At 62.0% G+C, this 22,035-nt stretch carries 21 protein-coding genes and 4 tRNA genes; 4 read left to right on the forward strand and 21 right to left on the reverse strand.

Annotated elements, in window-relative coordinates; all coding sequences use genetic code 11:
- Positions 1-104: 104 nt before the first annotated feature.
- The 7 genes from ACODSK_RS21010 to rluD form a co-directional block, all read right to left on the reverse strand.
- Positions 105-181, reverse strand: a tRNA-Pro gene (locus ACODSK_RS21010).
- Between the two features lie 98 nt (positions 182-279).
- Positions 280-355 (reverse strand) — tRNA-Lys (locus ACODSK_RS21015).
- 5 nt (positions 356-360) lie between these two features.
- Positions 361-437: transfer RNA gene (locus ACODSK_RS21020), tRNA-Pro, on the reverse strand.
- A gap of 10 nt (positions 438-447) precedes the next feature.
- Positions 448-523 (reverse strand) — tRNA-Asn (locus tag ACODSK_RS21025).
- A gap of 298 nt (positions 524-821) precedes the next feature.
- Positions 822-3,386, reverse strand: a complete 2,565-nt coding sequence (clpB, locus tag ACODSK_RS21030) for an ATP-dependent chaperone ClpB (RefSeq protein ID WP_489018853.1) — start codon at positions 3,384-3,386, stop codon at positions 822-824.
- A gap of 125 nt (positions 3,387-3,511) precedes the next feature.
- On the reverse strand, positions 3,512-4,252 hold the full coding sequence (gene pgeF / locus ACODSK_RS21035; protein WP_489018854.1) for a peptidoglycan editing factor PgeF: 741 nt from the start codon (positions 4,250-4,252) through the stop codon (positions 3,512-3,514).
- Positions 4,249-5,211, reverse strand: coding sequence for a 23S rRNA pseudouridine(1911/1915/1917) synthase RluD (rluD, locus tag ACODSK_RS21040; RefSeq protein ID WP_489018855.1), 963 nt, complete (start codon positions 5,209-5,211; stop codon positions 4,249-4,251). Before rluD ends, pgeF begins: the two co-directional genes overlap by 4 nt.
- A gap of 151 nt (positions 5,212-5,362) precedes the next feature.
- Between rluD and ACODSK_RS21045 the strand changes: the two genes are divergently transcribed.
- Together ACODSK_RS21045 and ACODSK_RS21050 are read left to right on the forward strand one after the other, a co-directional pair.
- Positions 5,363-6,379 carry an outer membrane protein assembly factor BamD gene (locus ACODSK_RS21045; RefSeq protein WP_489018857.1) on the forward strand — a complete coding sequence of 339 codons (1,017 nt, stop codon included), beginning with the start codon at positions 5,363-5,365 and terminating at the stop codon, positions 6,377-6,379.
- A gap of 103 nt (positions 6,380-6,482) precedes the next feature.
- Positions 6,483-6,716: a PP0621 family protein gene (locus ACODSK_RS21050; RefSeq protein ID WP_489018882.1), complete on the forward strand. Its 234-nt coding sequence runs from the start codon at positions 6,483-6,485 to the stop codon at positions 6,714-6,716.
- A gap of 12 nt (positions 6,717-6,728) precedes the next feature.
- Here ACODSK_RS21050 and thiO read toward each other — a convergent pair whose 3' ends face one another.
- From thiO to pilV, 5 genes are read right to left on the reverse strand one after another with little or no spacing between them, the layout of a single operon-like run.
- Positions 6,729-7,832, reverse strand: coding sequence for a glycine oxidase ThiO (thiO, locus tag ACODSK_RS21055; protein WP_489018858.1), 1,104 nt, complete (start codon positions 7,830-7,832; stop codon positions 6,729-6,731).
- A gap of 56 nt (positions 7,833-7,888) precedes the next feature.
- Positions 7,889-8,299: a type IV pilin protein gene (locus ACODSK_RS21060; protein WP_489018859.1), complete on the reverse strand. Its 411-nt coding sequence runs from the start codon at positions 8,297-8,299 to the stop codon at positions 7,889-7,891.
- Positions 8,299-8,733, reverse strand: a complete 435-nt coding sequence (locus ACODSK_RS21065; RefSeq protein WP_489018861.1) for a pilus assembly PilX family protein — start codon at positions 8,731-8,733, stop codon at positions 8,299-8,301. Before ACODSK_RS21065 ends, ACODSK_RS21060 begins: the two co-directional genes overlap by 1 nt.
- A complete protein-coding gene (locus tag ACODSK_RS21070; protein ID WP_489018863.1) occupies positions 8,723-9,367 on the reverse strand; it encodes a PilW family protein in 645 nt (214 codons plus the stop codon). The genes ACODSK_RS21065 and ACODSK_RS21070 overlap by 11 nt, the downstream gene beginning before the upstream one ends.
- Positions 9,364-9,714 (reverse strand): type IV pilus modification protein PilV, encoded by a 351-nt coding sequence (gene pilV / locus ACODSK_RS21075; protein ID WP_489018865.1) that lies wholly within the window; start codon positions 9,712-9,714, stop codon positions 9,364-9,366. Before pilV ends, ACODSK_RS21070 begins: the two co-directional genes overlap by 4 nt.
- A gap of 107 nt (positions 9,715-9,821) precedes the next feature.
- Between pilV and ACODSK_RS21080 the strand changes: the two genes are divergently transcribed.
- Positions 9,822-10,328, forward strand: coding sequence for a GspH/FimT family pseudopilin (locus ACODSK_RS21080; protein WP_489018866.1), 507 nt, complete (start codon positions 9,822-9,824; stop codon positions 10,326-10,328).
- On the opposite strand, the gene ispH is transcribed toward ACODSK_RS21080, so the two are convergent.
- The 6 genes from ispH to murJ form a co-directional block, all read right to left on the reverse strand.
- Positions 10,321-11,268 (reverse strand): 4-hydroxy-3-methylbut-2-enyl diphosphate reductase, encoded by a 948-nt coding sequence (gene ispH / locus ACODSK_RS21085; RefSeq protein ID WP_489018868.1) that lies wholly within the window; start codon positions 11,266-11,268, stop codon positions 10,321-10,323. The genes ACODSK_RS21080 and ispH overlap by 8 nt on opposite strands.
- A gap of 14 nt (positions 11,269-11,282) precedes the next feature.
- A complete protein-coding gene (gene fkpB / locus ACODSK_RS21090; protein WP_489018870.1) occupies positions 11,283-11,720 on the reverse strand; it encodes an FKBP-type peptidyl-prolyl cis-trans isomerase in 438 nt (145 codons plus the stop codon).
- Positions 11,713-12,228, reverse strand: coding sequence for a signal peptidase II (gene lspA / locus ACODSK_RS21095; RefSeq protein WP_489018871.1), 516 nt, complete (start codon positions 12,226-12,228; stop codon positions 11,713-11,715). Before lspA ends, fkpB begins: the two co-directional genes overlap by 8 nt.
- Entirely contained in the window at positions 12,221-15,052 is a 2,832-nt protein-coding gene (gene ileS / locus ACODSK_RS21100) for an isoleucine--tRNA ligase (RefSeq protein WP_489018872.1), read from the reverse strand. The genes lspA and ileS overlap by 8 nt, the downstream gene beginning before the upstream one ends.
- Entirely contained in the window at positions 15,049-15,999 is a 951-nt protein-coding gene (gene ribF, locus ACODSK_RS21105; protein ID WP_489018874.1) for a bifunctional riboflavin kinase/FAD synthetase, read from the reverse strand. Before ribF ends, ileS begins: the two co-directional genes overlap by 4 nt.
- Before the next feature lie 118 nt (positions 16,000-16,117).
- A complete protein-coding gene (gene murJ / locus ACODSK_RS21110; RefSeq protein WP_489018876.1) occupies positions 16,118-17,656 on the reverse strand; it encodes a murein biosynthesis integral membrane protein MurJ in 1,539 nt (512 codons plus the stop codon).
- Positions 17,657-17,908: 252 nt separating this feature from the next.
- On the opposite strand from murJ, the gene rpsT reads away from it, so the two are divergent.
- Complete coding sequence (gene rpsT / locus ACODSK_RS21115) at positions 17,909-18,181, forward strand: 30S ribosomal protein S20 (RefSeq protein WP_009403531.1); 273 nt, start codon at positions 17,909-17,911, stop codon at positions 18,179-18,181.
- Between the two features lie 113 nt (positions 18,182-18,294).
- Here rpsT and ACODSK_RS21120 read toward each other — a convergent pair whose 3' ends face one another.
- Genes ACODSK_RS21120 through ACODSK_RS21130 form a run of 3 tightly spaced genes read right to left on the reverse strand, consistent with a single transcriptional unit; the run spans position 18,295 to position 21,863 of the window.
- Positions 18,295-20,601, reverse strand: coding sequence for a PqiB family protein (locus tag ACODSK_RS21120; protein WP_489018878.1), 2,307 nt, complete (start codon positions 20,599-20,601; stop codon positions 18,295-18,297).
- Positions 20,594-21,217 (reverse strand): paraquat-inducible protein A, encoded by a 624-nt coding sequence (locus ACODSK_RS21125; RefSeq protein ID WP_489018880.1) that lies wholly within the window; start codon positions 21,215-21,217, stop codon positions 20,594-20,596. Before ACODSK_RS21125 ends, ACODSK_RS21120 begins: the two co-directional genes overlap by 8 nt.
- Entirely contained in the window at positions 21,204-21,863 is a 660-nt protein-coding gene (locus tag ACODSK_RS21130) for a paraquat-inducible protein A (protein WP_489018881.1), read from the reverse strand. Before ACODSK_RS21130 ends, ACODSK_RS21125 begins: the two co-directional genes overlap by 14 nt.
- Between the last annotated feature and the right edge of the window lie 172 nt (positions 21,864-22,035).

The raw sequence follows: 22,035 nt of genomic DNA on the forward strand, positions 1-22,035 counted from the left end.
CCCTGCGCGGCCAACCCTAGTAAAAACAGGGGTTGGAGCGCAACAGGAAAATATCGACACGCAAACGAAAAAGGGCACCCTTGCGGGTGCCCTTTTTCTGAATATGGTCGGGGTAAGGGGATTCGAACTCCTGACATCCTGCTCCCAAAGCAGGCGCGCTACCGGACTGCGCTATACCCCGGTAAAAAAAAGGCACCGATAAAGGCGCCTTTTTTATGACTGGGCGCTAATGGCGTTCCAGTCTTTTAAGATTCGACTCCAGCGAACCGGACTCGAAAATGGTGGGTCGTGTAGGATTCGAACCTACGACCAATTGGTTAAAAGCCAACTGCTCTACCAACTGAGCTAACGACCCAAAAATGGTCGGGGTAAGGGGATTCGAACTCCTGACATCCTGCTCCCAAAGCAGGCGCGCTACCGGACTGCGCTATACCCCGGCTTGAAATTTGGCTCCGCGACCTGGACTCGAACCAGGGACCCAATGATTAACAGTCATTTGCTCTACCGACTGAGCTATCGCGGAACTATCAATTTCATTTACATCTACTGCAATTTCGAACGCTGTATCACTACCGCTTCGAACCCTTCGACCTTGTGCATCGCTGCGTTCATGTCTCTGAGGCGCGTCATTCTACAACCTTCAAAACCTTTGTCAACCCCCAATTTGCATTCAACTTACTGATTTGCAACTTGTTTTCAGATTTCCAAAACCGCTGGAAAACCGGGATGACTTACAGCGGGGCGCACTTTACAAGCACTCGAAAGAAAATGCAAAGAAAAAAGGCCTCGAATTTCGAGGCCTTTTCTCCACCCCAGTAAAATCAGGCGAAAACGATCTCCTCGCCTTCCACTTTCGCGGTGATCGAGGTGCCCGGCAGGAAGCGACCAGCCAGGATCAGCTGGGCCAGCGGGTTCTCGATCCAGCGCTGGATCGCCCGTTTCAACGGCCGCGCACCGTAGACCGGGTCGTAACCGACAGCGATCAGCTTGTCCAAGGCTTCCGGACTCAGTTCCAGACTCAGCTCGCGCTCGGCCAGACGGCTGCGCAGGCGGCCCAGCTGGATCTGCGTAATACCGGCGATCTGCTCGCGGCCCAGCGGCTCGAACACCACCACTTCGTCGATCCGGTTGATGAACTCCGGCCGGAAGTGCGAACCCACCGCATCCATGACCGCTGCACGTTGTGCCTCACGGTCGCCAACCAGGTCCTGGATCTGTGCCGAGCCCAGGTTGGAGGTCATGACGATCACGGTATTGCGGAAATCCACCGTGCGTCCGTGGCTGTCGGTCAGGCGGCCGTCTTCAAGCACCTGGAGCAGCACGTTGAACACATCCGGATGCGCCTTCTCCACTTCGTCCAGCAGCACCACCGAGTAGGGTTTGCGCCGCACGGCCTCGGTCAGGTAACCGCCCTCTTCATAACCGACATAGCCTGGCGGGGCGCCGATCAGGCGAGCTACGGAGTGTTTCTCCATGAACTCGGACATATCGATGCGCACCATGGCCTCTTCGGTATCGAACAGGAATTCCGCCAGCGCCTTGCACAGCTCGGTCTTGCCGACGCCGGTCGGGCCGAGGAAGAGGAAGGATCCGCTCGGACGATTCGGGTCGGACAGCCCGGCGCGGGAACGCCGCACCGCGTTGGCCACGGCCACCACGGCCTCTTCCTGGCCGATCACCCGCTCGTGCAGCAGGCTTTCCATCTTCAGCAGTTTTTCCCGCTCGCCTTCGAGCATCTTCGACACCGGAATACCGGTCCACTTCGACACCACTTCGGCGATTTCTTCCTCGGTGACCTTGTTGCGCAGCAACTGGTTATCGGACTTGCCGTGCTGGTCGACCATCTGCAGGCTGCGCTCCAGATCGGGGATCACCCCGTACTGCAGCTCGGCCATGCGGCTCAGGTCGCCCTTGCGCCGGGCAGCCTCAAGCTCCTGGCGGGACTGCTCGATCTTCTGCTGGATCTGCGCCGAACCCTGCACTTCGGCTTTTTCCGAAGTCCAGACCTCTTCCAGGTCGGCGTATTCGCGCTCCAGCCGGGCGATTTCCTCGGTCAGTTTCTCCAGACGCTTGATCGCCGCTTCGTCGTCTTCCTTCTTCAGGGCCTGGGACTCGACCTTGAGCTGGATCAGACGGCGTTCCAGACGGTCGAGCACTTCCGGCTTGGAGTCGATCTCCATGCGGATGCGGCTGGCGGCTTCGTCGATCAGGTCGATGGCCTTGTCCGGCAACTGACGGTCGGTGATATAGCGGTGGCTGAGCTTGGCTGCGGCAATGATCGCACCGTCGGTGATCGCTACCTTGTGGTGCACTTCATAGCGCTCCTTGAGGCCGCGGAGGATGGCGATGGTGTCTTCCTCGCTCGGCTCCTCCACCAGGACCTTCTGGAAACGCCGCTCCAGCGCTGCGTCCTTTTCTATGTACTGGCGGTATTCGTTCAGGGTCGTGGCACCGACGCAATGCAGTTCGCCGCGTGCCAGGGCCGGCTTGAGCATGTTGCCGGCGTCCATGGAACCCTCGCCCTTGCCGGCGCCGACCATGGTGTGCAGTTCGTCGATAAACAGGATGATCTGGCCTTCCTGCTTCGACAGCTCGTTGAGCAGCGCTTTGAGGCGCTCCTCGAACTCGCCGCGGAACTTGGCGCCAGCGATCAATGCGCCCATGTCGAGGGACAGCAAGCGCTTGCCCTTGAGGCCATCCGGCACTTCGCCGTTGATGATGCGCTGGGCCAGGCCCTCGGCGATAGCGGTCTTGCCCACGCCGGGTTCGCCGATCAGCACCGGGTTGTTCTTGGTCCGGCGCTGCAGGACCTGGATGGTGCGGCGGATTTCGTCGTCACGACCGATCACCGGATCGAGCTTGCCGTCTTCGGCGCGCTTGGTCAGGTCGACGGTGTATTTGTCCAGAGCCTGGCGGGACTCTTCGGCGTTCGGATCATTCACCGCCTCGCCACCACGCAGGTTGCTGATGGCATTTTCCAGGGCTTTCTTGCTCACGCCCTGGCTCAGCAGCAGCTTGCCGAGCTTGCTGTTCTCGTCCATGGCGGCGAGCAGCACCAGTTCGCTGGAAATGAACTGGTCGCCTTTCTGCTGGGCCAGGCGGTCGGCCTGGTTGAGCAGGCGTGCCAGGTCCTGGGACATGTTTACGTCGCCGGTGGGGTTCTGGATTTTCGGCAACTGGTCGAGCTCTTTGCTCAACGCCGTGCGCAGGCCATTGACGTCGAAACCGACCTGCATCAGCAACGGGCGGATCGAACCGCCCTGCTGGTCGATCAGGGCCTGCAACAGGTGGACGGGCTCGATGGCTGGATGATCCATGCCAACGGCCAGGGATTGGGAATCGGATAAAGCCAGCTGCAACTTGCTGGTCAAACGGTCTATACGCATGAGTTACCTTCCTTTAAAGGGCAGGCCGGAGCGATGGACACACCTGATGAAGAAAAGCCTGCCTGAGATGCCTATCTAGATAGGGATGATTCTGGAAGATTCAAGCGTAGTCGGCTTGACCCAGGTCAGCGGGGCGCGAGCCAGATCAGGGAGGCGAAGCGGCCGGTGGTGGACGCTTGACGGTAGGAGAAGAAGCGCGGGTCGCTGACGGTGCAATAACCGCCGCCGTAGACGGCCGTGACGCCACGGGCAGCGAGGCGGATCCGCGCCAGCGCATAGATGTCGGCCATGAACTTGCCCGGCTGTGCTCCGGGCACAAAGGCGGCATCGGTCTGCGGATGAACCGCGACGAAGGCTTCGCGCACCTCGGCGCCGACTTCGAAGGCTTGCGGGCCGATGGCCGGGCCGAGCCAGACCAGTACGTCGGCAGGATCGACGGCAAGGGTGTCCAGCGTGGCTTCCAGCACACCACCGACCAGCCCGCGCCAGCCGGCATGGGCGGCGGCCACCCGGGTTCCGGCACGGTCGCAGAACAATGCAGGAAGGCAATCTGCGGTCATCACCGTGCAGGCGATGCCCGGGGTGTCGGTCCAACTGGCATCGGCTTCGTCGATGACCTGCGGGTCGGCATAGGCTACTGCCAGGCCGTGCACCTGCTTGAGCCAGGCCGGGCGGGCAGCGCATTCCTCGGTGAGGCGTCGACGGTTCTCGGCGACCGCGTCCGGCGCATCGCCGACATGGTCACCGAGGTTGAAGCTTTCATAAGGCGCCTGGCTGACCCCACCTTCGCGCGTGGTCACGCACGCACGGACTCCGGCTGGCGCAGGCCAGTCAGGAATCAGCAGGTTGGGTGTCAGGTCGCTCATCCGATGAAGGCCTCGCGGTCCTGCTTGAGCAGCGAGAGCAGCCAGACAAAGTCATCCGGCAGTGGCGACGACCACTTCATGCGCTGCCCGGTCACCGGGTGCTGCAATTCCAGGAAACGTGCATGCAGAGCCTGGCGCGGGAAGGTCTTGACCGCCTCGACCATGGTCGGGCTCGCCGCCGGTGGAATGCGGAAGCGACCACCGTAGACCGGGTCGCCGACCAGCGGGAAGTTGATGTGGGCCATGTGCACACGGATCTGGTGAGTCCGTCCGGTTTCCAGCTTGACCCGCACGTGGGTGTGGGAACGGAAGCGCTCCAGTACCCGGTAATGGCTGACTGCTGGCTTGCCACCGTCGGTGACCGCCATGCGCTGACGCATGCCGCCATGACGACCGATAGGCGCGTCGATCTTGCCGCCGGCAGTGACCACGCCCACCACGATGCATTCATAGATGCGGCTGACGCTGCGACTCTGCAGCTGCTCGACCAGGCTGGTCTGCGCCTGGAGGGTCTTGGCCACCACCATCAGACCAGTGGTGTCCTTGTCCAGACGATGGACGATACCGGCGCGCGGCACGTTGACGATGTCCGGCACATGGTGCAGCAGGGCGTTGAGCAAGGTGCCGTCGGCATGCCCGGCCGCCGGATGGACCACCAGCCCGGCGGGCTTGTTGATCACCAGGATCTGGTCGTCTTCGTAGACGATGTCCAGTTCGATGTCCTGGGCCACCCACTCGCCCTGGGCTTCCTGCTCGGCCTGCAGCGCCAGCATGGAGCCGCCGTGAACGATGTCACGGGGACGCATGACGTTGCCATCGACGGTCAAAAGGCCGTCCTTGATCCAGGCGGAAAGGCGCGAGCGCGAGTGCTCGGCGAACAATTGGGCGGCGACCTGGTCGAGGCGTTGACCGCCCAATTCGGACGGCACCTCTGCGCTAAGTTGAATGATCTCGGACATGCTCTGACAAGGCGACGGCACAGCCTTTGGTTTCAGCTGCGCGCTTGTGGTTAAATACGGCGTCTTTTGCCCCGGGTGTGCTCCGCGGGGTGCTCATCATAACAGGACGGCCGTGCCCAAGACAGCGGCCGTCATAGGGACGCAAGCCGCCATGCAAGTGAAACACCTGCTGCTGATCGCCATCCTCGGACTCACCGCTGCTTGTTCTTCGAAGGAAGTCGTCGACGAAAACCTGAGCGAAGCCGAGCTGTACCAGCAGGCGCAGGCCGACCTGGACAACCACAGCTACACCAGCGCCACGTCCAAGCTGAAGGCCCTGGAGTCGCGTTATCCGTTCGGCCGCTACGCTGACCAGGCGCAGCTGGAACTGATCTACGCGAACTACAAGAACGCCGAGCCGGAGGCCGCCAAGTCCGCCGCCGAGCGTTTCATCCGCCTGCACCCGCAGCACCCGAACGTCGACTACGCCTACTACCTGAAGGGCCTGACTTCGTTCGACCAGGACCGCGGCCTGCTGGCGCGCTTCCTGCCGCTGGACATGACCAAGCGTGACCCGGGTGCCGCCCGCGACTCCTACAACGAGTTCGCCCAGCTCACCAGCCGCTTCCCGAACAGCCGCTACGCCCCGGATGCCAAGCAGCGCATGATCTACCTGCGCAACCTGCTGGCTTCCTACGAAATCCACGTCGCCGACTACTACCTGACCCGTCAGGCCTATGTCGCCGCCGCCAACCGTGGTCGCTACGTGGTGGAAAACTTCCAGGAAACCCCATCGGTCGGCGACGGCCTGGCGGTGATGACCGAGGCCTACCAGCGCCTGCACCTGGACGACCTGGCTGCCACCAGCCTGGAAACCCTGAAGCTGAACTACCCTGACCACCCGAGCCTGGTCGATGGCCAGTTCGTTCCGCGTCAGGAAGAAGCCGACAACCGCGGTTGGCTGTCCAAGGCCACCTTGGGCCTGATCAACACCGCCACGCCGCTGCCACCGGGTGAAACCCGCGCCAACCAGGACGTGATCAAGCAGTACGAAGACGCCAAGGAAGCCATCCCGGAAGAACTGCTGCCCAAAGACGGTGACGCCGTACAGGAAGATCATCACGAAGCCTCGGGCAACAACGATGACCGCTCCTGGTTCAGCTACATGACCTTCGGCGTGTTTGACTGATCGCAACGAAGTACAAAAAGGGAAGCTTGGGCTTCCCTTTTTTATTGGCCGCGCCAAGCGGCTCTTCTACACTGCGGCATCTTCACTGAATAAGCTGGACACCATGGTTCGCCTACTTTTCTGGATCGCTCTGATCGCCGCTGCTTTCTGGCTCTGGCGCAAGTTCAAGGCTGGCAATGCCACCTCTTCCTCGACCCCACCTGAGCAAACCACGTTGAAGATGGTGCGTTGCGCCCATTGCGGCGTGCACCTGCCGAACGACCGTGCCCTGCACCGCGGTAACGACTGGTATTGCAGCACCGCCCACCTTGAGCAAGGCCCCAGCGACAAGCGCTGAGGCCTCCGGACGTCAGATCGCCTGCAAGCGCCCCGGCGGCGCATAGGGTGCCGGGTCGATGATCGGTTCGCGCCCGCAGAGCAGGTCGCTGAACAGCTGGCAGGACGCCGGGGCCAGCACCAGCCCGTTACGGTAGTGGCCGCAGTTCAACCACAGGCCGTCACAACCCGGAACCCTGCCGATATAAGGCACCCCCTCTGGCGACCCCGGACGCAGTCCGGCCCAGTGTCCCACCAGTTCCGCGTCGGCCAGTGCCGGCACAAGCTCGATGGCGGAAGCCCGCAGGCTTTGCAGGGCTTCGTCGGTCGGGGTCTTGTCGTAACCAGCGTGCTCCAAGGTACTGCCCACCAGGATATGGCCGTCGCGCCGAGGGATTGCATAGCGCCCCTTGGCCAGGACCATGCTCGGGAGGAAGTCTTCGGCGCATTTGAACAGGATCATCTGTCCTTTCACCGGCTCCACCGGCAACTCGAAGCCCAGCGGCCGCAACAGATCGCCACTCCAGGCCCCGGCCGTCAGTACCACCTCGTCGGCCGTAATGGCGCCTTCGCTCGTATCCACACCCGCAATGCGCTCTCCTTCGCGGATGAAGCCGGTGATCGCGCAGTGCTCTTTCAAGGTGACGTTCGGTAGCGCCTGCAGCGCGGCCTTGAGCGATTTCAACAAGCGTGGGTTGCGCACATTGGCCACTCCGGCCATATACACCGCATTGTGGAAACCCGGCCCCAATACCGGAACCGCAGCATAAGCCTCGGATACCGCGACCTTGCTCAACGGCCGCCCTTCCCTCTCGGCCCAGGCCAGCGCCTCGGCTTCATCATCCAGATCCAGCCAGTAAAGGCCGGTCACATGGACCTGCGGATCGATGCCGGTACTGACATGCAGACGCTCGCCAAGCTGGGGATAGAAGTCCTGCGACCAGTGCGCCAGGGCCGTGACCGCCGGACTGTAGCGCCATGGATACAGTGGCGAGACGATACCGCCGCCGGCCCAGGACGACTCGCCGCCCAGCCCGCCCTTGTCGCAGACGATCACCTGATCGACCTTGGCGGCCAGATTGAATGCCGTCAGCAGGCCAATCACGCCGCCCCCCACAATCACCACTTGCTTGCTCATCTGTAGATCCAGTACCCGAAATGAACCGCGACGCCACACGGGCGCCATGAATGCCTTCAACCACCCCAGCAGCCCGCGCCAGCACCTGCGCCGCTTCCCGGATTGCCGCGCACACCACGGTGATCGAGTTCGAAATCGCCACAGGCATCGAGGGCCATCGCACCACCCGGCCGCCGAATGGCGCTCAGCCGGTAGCTGTCGGCTTCACGCCGGGCCTGCAGGCGGTAATGGGCGTTTCCGTCCGGCAACGGGACAATCGACGTATTGGTGTCGAGATAGCGACCGGTACGGGAATGGTGCTGCTCCAGTTGCTGCGCGCTTTCGTACAGGATCCCGGCTATTTCCGTGCGCGCGGCCTTGCGGACCATTTCGCTGTAGCTGGGGTAGGCAATGCTCGCCAGCATGCCGACCAGCGCGACGACAATCAACACTTCCATCAGGCTCAGGCCACTCTGCATGCGCTGCATCAAGACTCCCGGGGCAACTGGCGCCAAAGGATACGTCGGGCAGCATATTCCCCGGCGGTTTCTGGCCAGGCGACCACGCTTTCCAGGATGACCCGGGCCTGACGTTCCTCGGCGATGGCAGTAACGCGGAACAGGGTGACCGCCAGGTTTGCCGGCATGCCGACAGCCTGGTTGGTCTGGCCCAGGTTCTGGATCAGATAGCGTCCCGCTCCGTCCTGTTGCCAGCCGGACGGGATCGCTGTGGGTAGAAGAGCCTCGCCTTTCAACAGAAGGTTTTCTGCCGCCTCGAATGCCTGTAGCGAACTCAGCAGGTTGCTGGCCATACGGGTTTGCTGGGTGCTGGCTTGCATCGCCAGCAGCCCGAGTACGCCGAGCAGCGCCAGGAGGATCATGACCAGTGCCAGCACCGCGCCGCGCTGTCGCTCATTGGCCATTTCGCAGTACCACCGTCAGTTCGTAGGTCTGCGCCCGAACCCGTTTACCGGGATCGTCCAGGGTCAGGCTGAGCATCATCCGGTCGTCATCCTGCCGCACGACGAAGCGGCTGATGTTGTCGATCAGTACCGCATTGCTCCCCGCACTGCCGAGCAGCAGGCGACTGCCATCGAGCCGGTAGGTCTGTTGCCGGATGGGCACGGCGAACCTGTCGGGCCCTGGCGCAGCACGCCCTTTGGCAATGACGGCGTGGGTCCGGCAATCGGTGACCAGGGTCCAGTCGGGTGCCCCACCCAACTCACCCCATTGGGCGCTGACCAGGCTGAGGCTTCGCAGTCCACCATCGCCGGCTTGATCGAGCCTGACCGGCTGCTCGAACAAGCGAGCCGTCGCCCCATCGGGAAATCCCATGGCCTCCCGGCGCAAGCAGCCGAACATGCCAGCCATGCGAATATCTCCGGCGATCCGTTGCAACACGAAACGCGCATCTTCCTGCAACCGCGCGGCGACCTCCTGCACCTTCCAACTGTGCAAGGCGCCGATAAACACCCGACTGCCCGCCAGCAACAGCAGCAAGCCCAGACTCATGGCAAGCAGTACCTCGATCAGGCTGAATCCCGCCATCGACTTCATCGCAACGCTCCGAGCTCGATGGTGCGCGGTCCAGAGCCGCCGCGTTCATCGTCCCAGCTGACCTGCACGCCACTACCGAGCAACACACCACGCCCCGAAGCGCCGGCCAAGGCTTCGATCTGTTGCTGGAATTCCAGTTGATCGCGGCCATCGGTACCCCGTGCCGAGCGCGCACGCTCCAGCATTCCGTGAGCGACGAACACTGCCTGGCCGAGCATTCGTGCGCTATCCGTTCCCTGCACCGAACGCAGTTGCAGGCCCGCAGCCCCCAACAGCCCCAATCCCACCAGCACTTGCGCCACCAGCACTTCAACCAGGCTAAGCCCCTGCTGTCGATTCCTTGCCATTCCCGCCTCCTGCGAACTTTCCCCGGCAAACTGCAAACCCGGCTGACTCGACGCCAACCGGGTCAGCGATGGAACCTAAGCGAAGCACTTCCAGGGAGAAACGCACGATGAAGCAACAGGGAGTAACACTGATCCAGATGCTGTTCGCTGTTGGCCTGTTGGCCTTGCTGACACAGCTGGGAACAGCGACCTACAGCAAAATGAGCCATGACCTTCAACAGCAGGTCACCGCGGAAAGCCTCGCACAGGCCCTCCGTGCCACACGCAGCGAGGCCTTGCTACGCAATCAGGTGGTCATGCTGCAAGCCTTGGAGGGTGACTGGAGCAACGGGTGGCAGATGCTGCGGGAACAGGGCGAGGAGGCGTTGTTGCAAGAGTATTCGGCCAAGGGCGGAATCAGGGTGGTGGGAAATCAACCAGTGGCAAAGAGAGTGCGCTTCAGTGGGCTGGGAGTGCCCTTGCGCGAGGGCGGCGCCTTCCAGGCCGGGACCCTGCTGGTATGCGGGGTGCCCGGACAGGAAAGCCTGTATCAGGTCAGGCTGTCGGCCAGCGGCCGGATCAGCCTGCGTCATGAGCGGCCTGAAAGGCCGCTGTGCGACAGGGACGTCAGCTGACGGTCCGAACCCGCAGTTCCTTGGGCATGGAGAACGTGACATTTTCTGCCCGACCGTCCAGCTCTTCCGCGCCGCTGGCACCCCAGTCACGCAGTTGCTGGATAACCCCACGCACCAGTACCTCCGGCGCCGAGGCGCCAGCGGTGATACCGATCCGCGACACACCATCGAACCAGGTGCGTTGCAGATCCTCGGCACCGTCGATCAGGTAGGCCGGGGTGGACATGCGCTCCGCCAGCTCGCGCAGGCGGTTGGAGTTGGAGCTGTTCGGGCTGCCGACCACCAGTACCACATCGCACTCGGCGGCCAGTTGCTTGACCGCATCCTGACGGTTCTGGGTGGCGTAGCAGATGTCGTCCTTGCGCGGCCCGCCAATGCTCGGGAAACGCGAGCGCAGTGCATCGATGACCCGGCTGGTGTCGTCCATCGACAGCGTCGTCTGGGTCACGAACGCCAGCTTCTCGGGGTTGCGCACCTGGAGTCGGGCAACGTCTTCCTCGTCTTCGACCAGGTAGATGGAGCCGCCGTTGCTGTCGTCGTACTGGCCCATGGTGCCTTCGACTTCCGGGTGCCCGGCGTGGCCGATAAGGATGCATTCCTTGCCGTCACGGCTGTAGCGTGCGACTTCGATATGCACCTTGGTCACCAGCGGGCAGGTGGCGTCGAATACCTTGAGGCCACGCCCCGCCGCTTCCTGGCGCACGGCCTGGGAAACGCCGTGGGCGCTGAAGATGACGATGACGTCGTCCGGCACCTGGTCCAGTTCCTCGACGAAGATGGCGCCACGGGCGCGCAGGTCTTCGACGACAAACTTGTTGTGCACCACTTCGTGACGGACGTAGATCGGCGGCCCGAAGACCTCCAGCGCCCGGTTGACGATTTCGATCGCCCGGTCCACGCCGGCGCAGAAGCCACGGGGGTTGGCGAGTTTGATCTGCATGAGGGACTCCCGGCTCAGAGGGCCTTCACCTCGAGGATCTCCACCTCGAAGTTCAGGGTCTTGCCAGCCAGAGGATGGTTGAAGTCGACGGTCACCTGGGCGTCGTCGAAGGCTTTCACCACACCTGGCAGCTCAGCGTTGGCCGCGTCGTTGAAGATGACCAGCAGGCCTTCGGACAGCTCCATGTCCTGGAACTGCGCGCGCGGCATGATCTGTACGTTCTGCGGGTTGGGCTGGCCGAAGGCATTCTCCGGGGCGACGGTGACATTGCGCTTGTCGCCGGCCTTGAAACCGAAGATCGCCGCTTCGAAACCGGGCAGCAGATTGCCATCGCCGACCTTGAATACCGCCGGAGCCTTGTCGAAGGTGCTGTCGACGGTGTCGCCGTTTTCCAGATGCAGGGCGAAGTGCAGGGTCACTTCGGTGTTCTGGCCGATACGGATGTCACTCATGGACAGGTTCTCCGGACTTTTTACTCTTGAACATATCCAGCGCCAGCATCACCGCACCAACGGTAATGGCGCTGTCGGCCAGGTTGAAGGCCGGGAAGTACCAGCGGTTCTGCCAGTGAACGAGGATGAAGTCGATCACATGGCCGAGCACGATACGGTCGTACAGGTTGCCCAGGGCGCCACCCAATACCAGCGCCAGCGCAACCGCCAGCCAGGTCTCGTCGCGCCCAAGGCGCTTGAGCCAGACCACCAGCACCGCACTGACCACCAGGGCGATCAGGGCGAACAGCCAGCGCTGCCAGCCGGAGCTGTCAGCCAGGAAGCTGAAGGCTGCACCGGTGTTGTAGGCCAGGGTCCAGCTGAAGTAGTCGGGAATGACCACGATCTGCTGGTACAGGCTCAGCGAACCTTCGAAATGGAACTTGCTGGCCTGGTCGAGGACCAGGACCAGCACGCTCAGCCAGAGCCAGGCGAGGCGTCCGAAACGCCCCGCAGCCACGTTAGGCATAGTGACGCACCTCACCTTTACCGCTGATGTTGTCGACGCAGCGACCGCAGATTTCCGGATGCTCCGGGTTCACGCCGACGTCGGCACGGAAGTGCCAGCAGCGACCGCACTTGGCGTGGCCGGACTTGACTACCTTGAGCTTGAGACCGGCCACGTCGGTGATCACCGCATCGGCAGGCGCTTCGATGAACGGTGCAACGCTGGCGGCGGAAGTGATGAGCACGAAGCGCAGTTCGTTGCCCAGCTTGGTCAGGTCGTTGCCCAGGGCCTCGTCGGCGAACAGGGTCACTTCGGCCTGCAGGTTGCCACCGATGGCCTTGGCCGAACGCTGGTTCTCCAGTTCCTTGTTGACCGCTGCCTTGACCGCCATCACGCGATCCCAGTAGGCGCGATCCAGCTCGATGCCTTCCGGCAGCTCGCTCAGGCCCTGGTACCAGGTATTGAGCATCACCGACTCGTTGCGCTCGCCCGGCAGGTACTGCCACAGCTCGTCCGCGGTGAACGACAGGATCGGCGCGATCCAGCGCACCAGCGCTTCGGCGATGTGGTACAGGGCGGTCTGGCAGGAACGCCGGGCCACGCTGTTGGCGCCGGTGGTGTACTGGCGGTCCTTGATGATGTCCAGGTAGAAGCCGCCCAGCTCCTGCACGCAGAAGTTGTGGATCTTCGAATAGACGTTCCAGAAACGGTATTCGCCGTAGTGCTCTTCCAGCTCGCGCTGCAGCAGCAGGGTACGGTCGACGGCCCAGCGGTCCAGGGCCAGCATGTCTTCGGCTGGCAGCAGGTCGCTGGCCGGGTCGAAGCCAGACAGGTTGGAAAGCAGGAAGCGCGCGGTGTTGCGGATGCGGCGATAGGCATCGGCGCTGCGCTGGAGGATCTGCTCGGAAACGGCCATTTCGCCGGAGTAGTCGGTGGCGGACACCCACAGGCGCAGGATGTCGGCACCCAGGGTGTCGTTAACCTTTTGCGGCTCGATGGTGTTGCCCAGCGACTTGGACATCTTGCGGCCGTTTTCGTCGACGGTGAAACCGTGGGTCAGCAGTTCGCGGTACGGCGCGTGGTTGTCGATGGCGCAACCGGTGAGCAGCGACGAGTGGAACCAGCCGCGGTGCTGGTCGGAACCTTCGAGGTACAGGTCGGCGCGCGGGCCGGTCTCGTGACCGATGTTGTGCGAGCCACGCAGCACGTGCCAGTGAGTGGTGCCGGAGTCGAACCAGACGTCGAGGGTGTCGGCGATCTTGTCGTACTGGCCGGCCTCGTCACCGAGCAGTTCGGCGGCGTCCATCTTGAACCAGGCTTCGATGCCTTGCTGCTCGACGCGCTTGGCCACTTCTTCCATCAGCTCGACGGTGCGCGGGTGCAACTCGCCGGTCTGCTTGTGCAGGAAGAACGGAATCGGTACGCCCCAGTTGCGCTGGCGGGAGATGCACCAGTCAGGACGGTTGGCGATCATCGAATGCAGGCGCGCCTGGCCCCAGGCCGGCACGAACTTGGTGTCTTCGATGGCTTTCAGTGCGCGCTCGCGCAGGGTGTCGCCGTTGTCTGGCTGCTTGTCCATGCCGACGAACCACTGCGCGGTGGCGCGGTAGATCAGCGGCGTCTTGTGGCGCCAGCAGTGCATGTAGCTGTGGCTGATGGTCTCGGTGAACATCAGTGCGCCGACTTCGGTCAGCTTCTCGACGATGTGCGGGTTGGCCTTCCAGATGAACTGGCCACCGAAGAACTCCAGCGAGTCGACATAGACACCGTTGCTCTGCACCGGGGTCAGGATGTCGTCGTTGACCATGCCGTAGCGCTTGCAGGTGACGAAGTCGTCTTCGCCGTAGGCCGGGGCCGAGTGGACCACGCCGGTACCAGCGCCCAGCTCGACGTAGTCGGCCAGGTAGACAGGCGACAGGCGGTCGTACAGCGGGTGGCGGAAGTTGATCAGCTCCAGTGCCGAACCCGGCGCCGTGGCGATCACCGAGCCTTCCAGGGAGAAGCGCTGCAGGGAGGATTCCACCAGCTCTTCGGCGAGGATCAGCAGCTTGTCGCCGACATCGACCAGGGCGTAGGTGAACTCGGGATGGATGTTCAGCGCCTGGTTGGCCGGGATGGTCCACGGGGTGGTGGTCCAGATCACGATGGAAGCCGGCTTGGCCAGGGACGACAGGCCGAATGCAGCGGCCAGCTTGTCTTCATCGACCACCTTGAAGGCGACGTCGATGGCCTGGGATTTTTTGTCGGCGTACTCGACTTCGGCTTCGGCCAGGGCCGAACCGCAATCGAAACACCAGTTGACCGGCTTCAGGCCCTTGAACACGAAGCCGTGCTTGACCATCTCGGCCAGGGCGCGGATTTCGCCGGCCTCGTTGGCGAAGTCCATGGTCTTGTACGGATTGTCCCAGTCGCCCAGCACGCCGAGGCGGATGAACTCGGCCTTCTGGCCTTCGATCTGCTCGGCGGCGTAGGCGCGGCACAGCTCGCGGGTCTTGTCCGCGGTCAGGTTCTTGCCGTGGGTCACTTCGACCTTGTGCTCGATCGGCAGGCCATGGCAGTCCCAGCCCGGGACATAAGGCGCATCGAAGCCCGACAGGGTCTTCGAGCGGATGATCATGTCCTTGAGGATCTTGTTGAGCGCATGACCGATGTGAATCTTGCCGTTGGCGTAGGGAGGACCGTCGTGCAGGACGAACTTCGGACGATCCTTGCCAATCTCGCGCAGCTTCCGGTACAGGCCAATACTGTCCCAGCGCTGCAGGATCTGCGGTTCGCGCTGTGGCAGGCCGGCCTTCATGGGGAAGGCGGTGTCCGGAAGGTTTAGCGTGGCTTTATAGTCGGTCATTTCAGGCTCTTCGTTAGCGGTTGAGCGTGCCAATGGGCACGTGCGGCGGCGATATCCGCATCGATCGCCGACTTGAGCGCCTCCAGGGAGGCGAAGCGCTGCTCTTCGCGCAGCTTGTAGTGGAATTCCACCGTCAGGCGCCGGCCATAGAGATCACCGGCGAAATCCAGCAAATGCACTTCCAGGTGGGCGCTGCCGTCACCGGCAACGGTCGGGCGCACGCCAATGTTGGCAACGCCCGGCCACACCTTGCCGTCGATCTCGGCGCTGACCAGGTAGACCCCGCTCAGCGGCACGCGACGGCGCTTGAGTTGTACGTTGGCAGTGGGCGTGCCCAGTTGCCGCGCCAGCTTCTGGCCGTGCAGGACCCGCCCGCCAATGCGGAAGGGCCGCCCCAGCAGGCGCTCGGCCAGGGCGAAGTCCGCAGCGGCCAGGGCGTCGCGGACCTGGGTACTGCTGACCCGCAGGCCATCCAGTTCGACGGTCTGCGCCGCTTCGACGCTGAAGCCGTGGCGCTGGCCGGCGTCCTGCAGGAAGGCGAAGTCGCCCAGGCGGTCGCAGCCGAAGCGGAAGTCGTCGCCGACTTCGAGATGCTTCACGCCGAGGCCGTCAACCAGGATGGTCTCGACGAACTCGTCGGCGCTGAGCTTGCTCAGGCGCTGGTTGAAGGCCAGGCACAGGACCCGGTCGACGCCTTCGGCCGCCAGCAGGGCGACCTTGTCGCGCAGGCGGGCCAGACGGGCCGGGGCGGTTTCCGGAGCAAAGTACTCGCGCGGCTGTGGCTCGAAAATCACCACGCAGCTGGGCACGCCCAGCTCCACCGCTCGCTCACGCAGGCGCGCCAGGATGGCCTGGTGACCGCGGTGAACTCCGTCGAAGTTGCCGATAGTAGCAACGCAGCCCCGATGCCGGGGGCGAAGGTTTTGAAGGCCTCGAACCAGCTGCATAACGCGCTTCTTGCTCATAAAGTGGTCGATTATAACCATACCCGGGCGCCGACGACAGGCGACAGCACGTCGCCAGGACGCCGATTTTGCGAAACCGACGCCTGACCCGCGCCGTCCGTCAGTGCAGCGCCTTGCGGGCAAAGTCCCGGGGGCGGAAGCCGAACAGGAACAGGCAACCGAAATAGGTCACGACGCCGGCGACGATCAGCGCGCCCAGACGCAGGAAACGCATCAACATCTGCCCTTCCGCCCAGGGCGGCATGAAGTGCATGCCGATCAGCAGTACGGCGGACATCAGCAGCACCGCTATCACCAGCTTGACCAGGAAGCCGGTCCAGCCTGGTTGCGGCTCGAACAGTCGCTGCTGGCGCAGCTTCCAATACAGCAGGCCGGCATTGAGACAGGCACCGACACTGATGGCCAGGGCCAGGCCGGCATGTTGCAACGGGCCGATAAAGGCAAGGTTGAGCAACTGCGTCGAGAACAGGGTGAACAGGGCGATCTTGACCGGAGTACGGATGTTCTGCTGGGCATAGAAACCAGGAGCCAGCACCTTGACCATGATGATGCCGAGCAGGCCGACCGAATATGCGATAAGCGCGCGCTGGGTCATCAGTGCGTCGAAAGCGCTGAACTTGCCGTACTGGAACAGGGCGACGGTCAGTGGCTCGGCAAGAATGGCAAGGGCCAGCGAGCATGGCAGGACCAGCAGGAAGCACAGGCGCAGACCCCAGTCGAGGATCTGCGAGTACTGCTGACGATCCTTGTTGGCGTAGGTCTTGGCCAGGGTCGGCAGGAGGATGGTGCCCAGGGCCACACCGAGCACACCGGAAGGCAGTTCCATCAGGCGGTCGGCGTAGTACATCCAGGACACCGAACCGGCGACCAGGAACGAGGCGAAGATGGTGTTGATGATCAGCGAGATCTGGCTGACGGAAACCCCGAGGATCGCTGGCAGCATCTGCTTCAGCACGCGCCATACGCCGGTATCGCGCAGGTTGACCCTTGGCAGCACGAGCATGCCGATCTTGCGCAGATGCGGCAGCTGATAAAGAAGCTGCAGCAAGCCACCCGCCAGAACCGCCCAGCCAAGGGCCATGACCGGTGGATCAAAGTAGGGCGTCAGGAACAGCGCGAAGAAGATCATCGCGACGTTGAGCAGGGTCGGCACGAAGGCCGGGACCGAGAAACGGTTCCAGGTATTGAGGATCGCGCCGGCCAGGGATGACAGCGAGATCAGCAATATATAAGGAAAGGTCACTCGCAGCAGGTCGGTGGTCAGCTGGAATTTTTCCGCGCTGTCGACGAAGCCGGGTGCCGTGGCCCAGACGATCCAGGGCGCTGCCAGCACGCCGAGGGCAGTAACCAGGGCCAGGACCAGGGTGAGCAAGCCAGCGACGTAGGCAATGAATGTACGTGTCGCCTCTTCCCCCTGCTGGGTCTTGTACTCGGCGAGAATCGGGACGAAGGCCTGGGAAAAGGCGCCCTCGGCAAAGATCCGGCGTAGCAGGTTGGGCAGCTTGAAGGCGATGAAAAAGGCGTCAGTGGCCACTCCAGCGCCGAATATGCGAGCCAGGATAGTGTCACGGACGAAGCCCAGCACCCGCGACACCATGGTGATGGAACTGACCGCTGCCAAGGATTTGAGGAGATTCATCGAAAGTTTTTCACGCCGTTGGATGAAGTGCAGGCCGAACGCCATTCGGATGTGCAATAATGCGCGCCGGGCAAAACAGGCAGCGCAAAAGCTCCCGAGTTTACAGGTCGTGCACCAGAAGGGAATCATCCCGATGGAGAGAATGACCGCCGAGCAGAACCCTGCTCGTGGCCTTGACAAGCAGTCAACTCATCGGCATGATTCGCGGCCTATTTTGTTTGCAATTTACCAAGTCTTTCGAGGAGCTCGACGGTGGCCAACTCACCTTCCGCCAAAAAACGTGCAAAACAGGCTGAGAAGCGTCGCAGCCACAACGCCAGCCTGCGTTCCATGGTCCGTACCTACATCAAGAATGTAGTCAAGGCCATCGACGCAAAAGACGCCGAAAAAGCGCAAGCTGCTTACATCCTGGCTGTGCCTGTAATCGACCGTATGGCCGACAAAGGCATCATCCACAAGAACAAGGCTGCTCGCCATAAAGGCCGTCTGAATGGCCACATCAAGGCGCTGAAAGCTGCTGCCTAAGCGACAAGCTTGTTAAAAAACCGACCTCAGGGTCGGTTTTTTATTGCCCGTGATTTCTTGTACAGACACCGAAAGAAGCGGGCCCGGATCATCACTCATCCGGGCCCGCTTCTTTATTTACCGATCGGAATCTTCGGCGCCCATTGCAGCCAGTCCTCCTCGGCCTTGTCGAACAGGGCGAAGGTCTGCTGGGGCAGTGCAGGTTTGCCCATTTGCTCGCCATCCGGTGTGGCAAAGGCGATACCACCCTGGATCAGGGTTTCCAGGGACTCGGTGCGAATTGTCGCCCCCTTGATCAGGCCGAACTCGAAGCCGAAACCACTGGTATTCCAGAAGCGACTGCCGCCACGAACCAGAGCGGCGTAACGCGGCTCGATCAGAATGTGGATCAGCACACGGTCAGCGGTCTGCCCCAGCTCGAAGCCCGTCACCTTGCCTACGGGAATTTCCCGATAGGTCACCGGCACGCCAGGCTTGATCGACCCACGCCGCGGCGCGCTCAACACCAAGGCCAAGCCCTCTTGCGGCCCGATGACCTCCGGCGCCTCGGGCAGCGCAGTGAAATCACGCTGCGGGCCCTGGTTTTTTGCTGCCGGCTGCACCTCCAGGTATTGCCCGGTAACCAAGGTCGCCAGGTTCTCGGTCTTGACGATCCCCAGTGCCGGCTTGACCACCCAGAACTGGGTCCCGACCCGGGCGATACGCTCCGGCACCTCGGTAATCCGCGCCTTGAGCAGAACGGACTGCAGGTCGGCACTCAAATCAACGGCCTCGACCTTGCCGACATCCAGCCCCTTGAAGCGAATGGCCGTACCGACCTTCAACCCATCTGCATCGGCGACCTTGATGGTGATCGGAATGCCCGAAAGGTTTGCGGCTTCCTGGCTTTCATGCAGACGGAAGGTCGGGATCCGGCGCTTGAGCGCTACGTTTGGCGTCGGCGTATCGAAGGAGATACCGCCCGCCATGAGGCTTTGCAGTGATTCGCTCTTGATCTGGATGCCCGACAGGCCGCCCGTAAGAGTGATGCCACTGGCATTCCAGAAGCGCGTCGAGCCATTGACCAGGCCAGCGTACTCCGGCTCGATATGCACCCCGATCAGCAAACGCTTCTGGTGCTTGCGGGAGAACTGGTAGCTCTGCACGGTACCGACCTTCACCTGGCGATAGAGAACCGGGCTGCCGACCTCCAGTGAACCGAGGTTATCGCTGAACAGCACCAGATGCAGGCCCGGCGCCTTTAGATCCAAAGGCGGGGCCTTGGCTCGGGCTTCGAACTCTCGTTGTGGCGAAGCCCCTTTGTCTCCGGGGCGCACAGCAATGTAGTTACCCTTCACCAACGCTTCCAGGCCGGTGATGCCCGCAAGGGAAATCGACGGTTTGACCACCCAGAATTGGGTGCCCTGCACCAGATAGTCCTCAGCCAATGGATCGAGTGTCAGTTCGGCCATTGCGCTGTTCAGGTCGGATTCGACCTTCAGGGTTTTCAGCGTGCCGACCTGGATACCCTTGTACATCACCGGTGTGCGCCCAGCCTGGAGTCCTTCGAAGTCGCTCAGCTTGACCTTGACCCTGATACCGGCCTGGGCGGCATCGAAGTCTTCATACAGACGAAATGGCAGGCTCGGGTCCGTGGGCGGACTGTCCTTGCGGTGCTCTGGCGTAGCGAAGGCGATACCGCCAGCGACGATACTGGCCAGCGACTCGCTGCGGATCTTCACTCCGGACAGGCTGGCATCGACACTGACGCCGCTGGCATTCCAGAAGCGCGTGTGCTTGCGCACCAGGGAAGCATAGGCAGGCTCGATGAAGACCTTGATTTCGACCGTGCCCTGGTCCTCGGCAAGCCGGTAGCTTTTTACCCGGCCAACCTGAATCTGCTTGTAGAACACAGGGCTGTCACGATTGAGGGAACCAAGACGATCGGCCTTCAGCGTCAGATGCAGGCCAGGTTCGCTGTCAGATAGGGGCGGCGCTTCGGGAAGCGCCACGAAATGCTTGGTCGGCTCGCCATCGCCAGGACTGACGGCGATGTAGTTGCCGGAAACCAGGGTTTCCAACCCCGTGATACCCGCCAAAGTCACGCTGGGCTTTACCAACCAGAAGCGGGTATTGGTCAGCAGATGCGGCTCCGCTGCGGGATTCATCTCGATAGTGGCAATCACGCCGGTTTCACTGCCCTTGGCGTCCAGCACCAGGCTTTTCACCTTGCCAACCGGCATGCCCTTGTAAACCACCTCGGTCTTGTTGGCGACGATACCTTCGCCGCTCTGGAAACGAACTTCGATGTTCACTCCCGACTCACGGTAGGCCTGCCAACCAAGCCAGCCACCGATAACCAGGGCAATCAGGGGCAAAATCCAGATAGCCGACCAGTTGGAAGCTGGGCGGGTTCTAGCCGTAGGCAAATCATCACTCATGGTCGTCGTCCGACTCCGTGTTATCCCAGATCAGTCGGGGATCGAAAGTTACTGCCGCGAGCATCGTCAGGATCACCACACTGGCAAAGGCAACAGCCCCCAGATTGGCTTCGACACTGGCAATGCGTCCGAAATTTACCACTGCCACCAGGATGGCAATGACGAAGATATCCAGCATCGACCAACGACCGATGAACTCGATAAAACGATACATCAGGATGCGCTGGCGAGCGGACAGGGGTTGATGGCGCTGCACCGAATACAACAGCAGAGCGATGCCGACCAGCTTGAAGGTCGGCACCAGGATACTGGCGATGAACACGACAGCAGCGATGGGTAGCATGCCGTGCTTCATCAGGGTGATGACGCCAGACATGATGGTGTCTGGACTTCCTTGCCCGAGGGTGCTGACGGTCATGATTGGCAGCACGTTGGCCGGGATGTAAAGAATCGCCGCGGTGATCAGCAACGCCCAGGTCCGCACCAGGCTGTTGGGCCGGCGCGCATGCACGATGGCCCCGCAACGGGTACAGATCTGCGAACGGGTATCAGGCTCCTGACGGTTGAGCTCGTGACATTCGCAGCAAATAAGGATTCCGGCATCAATCGCCCGCATGCAGGTCTTCTCCCGACAGAGCCACCCAGATCTGGTGTGGCGACATCACCACCTCCAGCCAGACCTGAATCAGCAACAGACTGATAAAACACAACAAGCCCAAGCCGAGACTCAAATCGGCCAAGTCCACCAGCTTGACGATAGCCACCAGCACACCCATGAAGTAGACCTCGAGCATGCCCCAATCGCGCAGGTGGTGGTAAATGCGATATAGCAACAGTCCGTAGCCCCTCCCGATGTTCAAGCGGATGCTCAGTAATACCGCGAGCTGGCATAGCAACTTGAGCAAGGGAATCGCCATGCTGCAGAGGAATACCACTACGGCGATCTCGCGCATTCCGGAGTCATACAGGCCGAGCACGCCGCTCCATACCGTGTCATCCGAGCTTTGCCCCAGTAGATGGAGTTGCATGATCGGCAGGAAGTTCGCTGGAACGTAAAGCATCAAGGCAGCCAGTACCAAGGCAAGGCTGCGCTCGACCACATTATGGCGGTGGGCATAAAGCTCATAGCCACAACGGGGGCAGTGCGCCTTCTCATCCCGCTTGAGCGCCGGCTTGCGCATCAGCAGGTCACATTCGTGACATGCTACAAGCTCGTCCAGCGGTAGGTTCGCAAGTCGCCGGGGGTCGACAGAGTCGGACATAGGAAAATTCTGAGTGACGGTGTCGGGCTCTATTCTAGTGCTCTTGCTCTGTTTTGTGGGAGCAGAGGCCAAAAGCAGAGAAGCAGGCAAGGAGTAAAACCAGGTTTCGAAGCAAAAACAAAACCCCTACCTGCATACGCAGATAGGGGTTTCGGAATTGAATCTTGACGAT

The sequence above is a fragment of the Pseudomonas sp. FG98 genome (genome assembly GCF_057808595.1).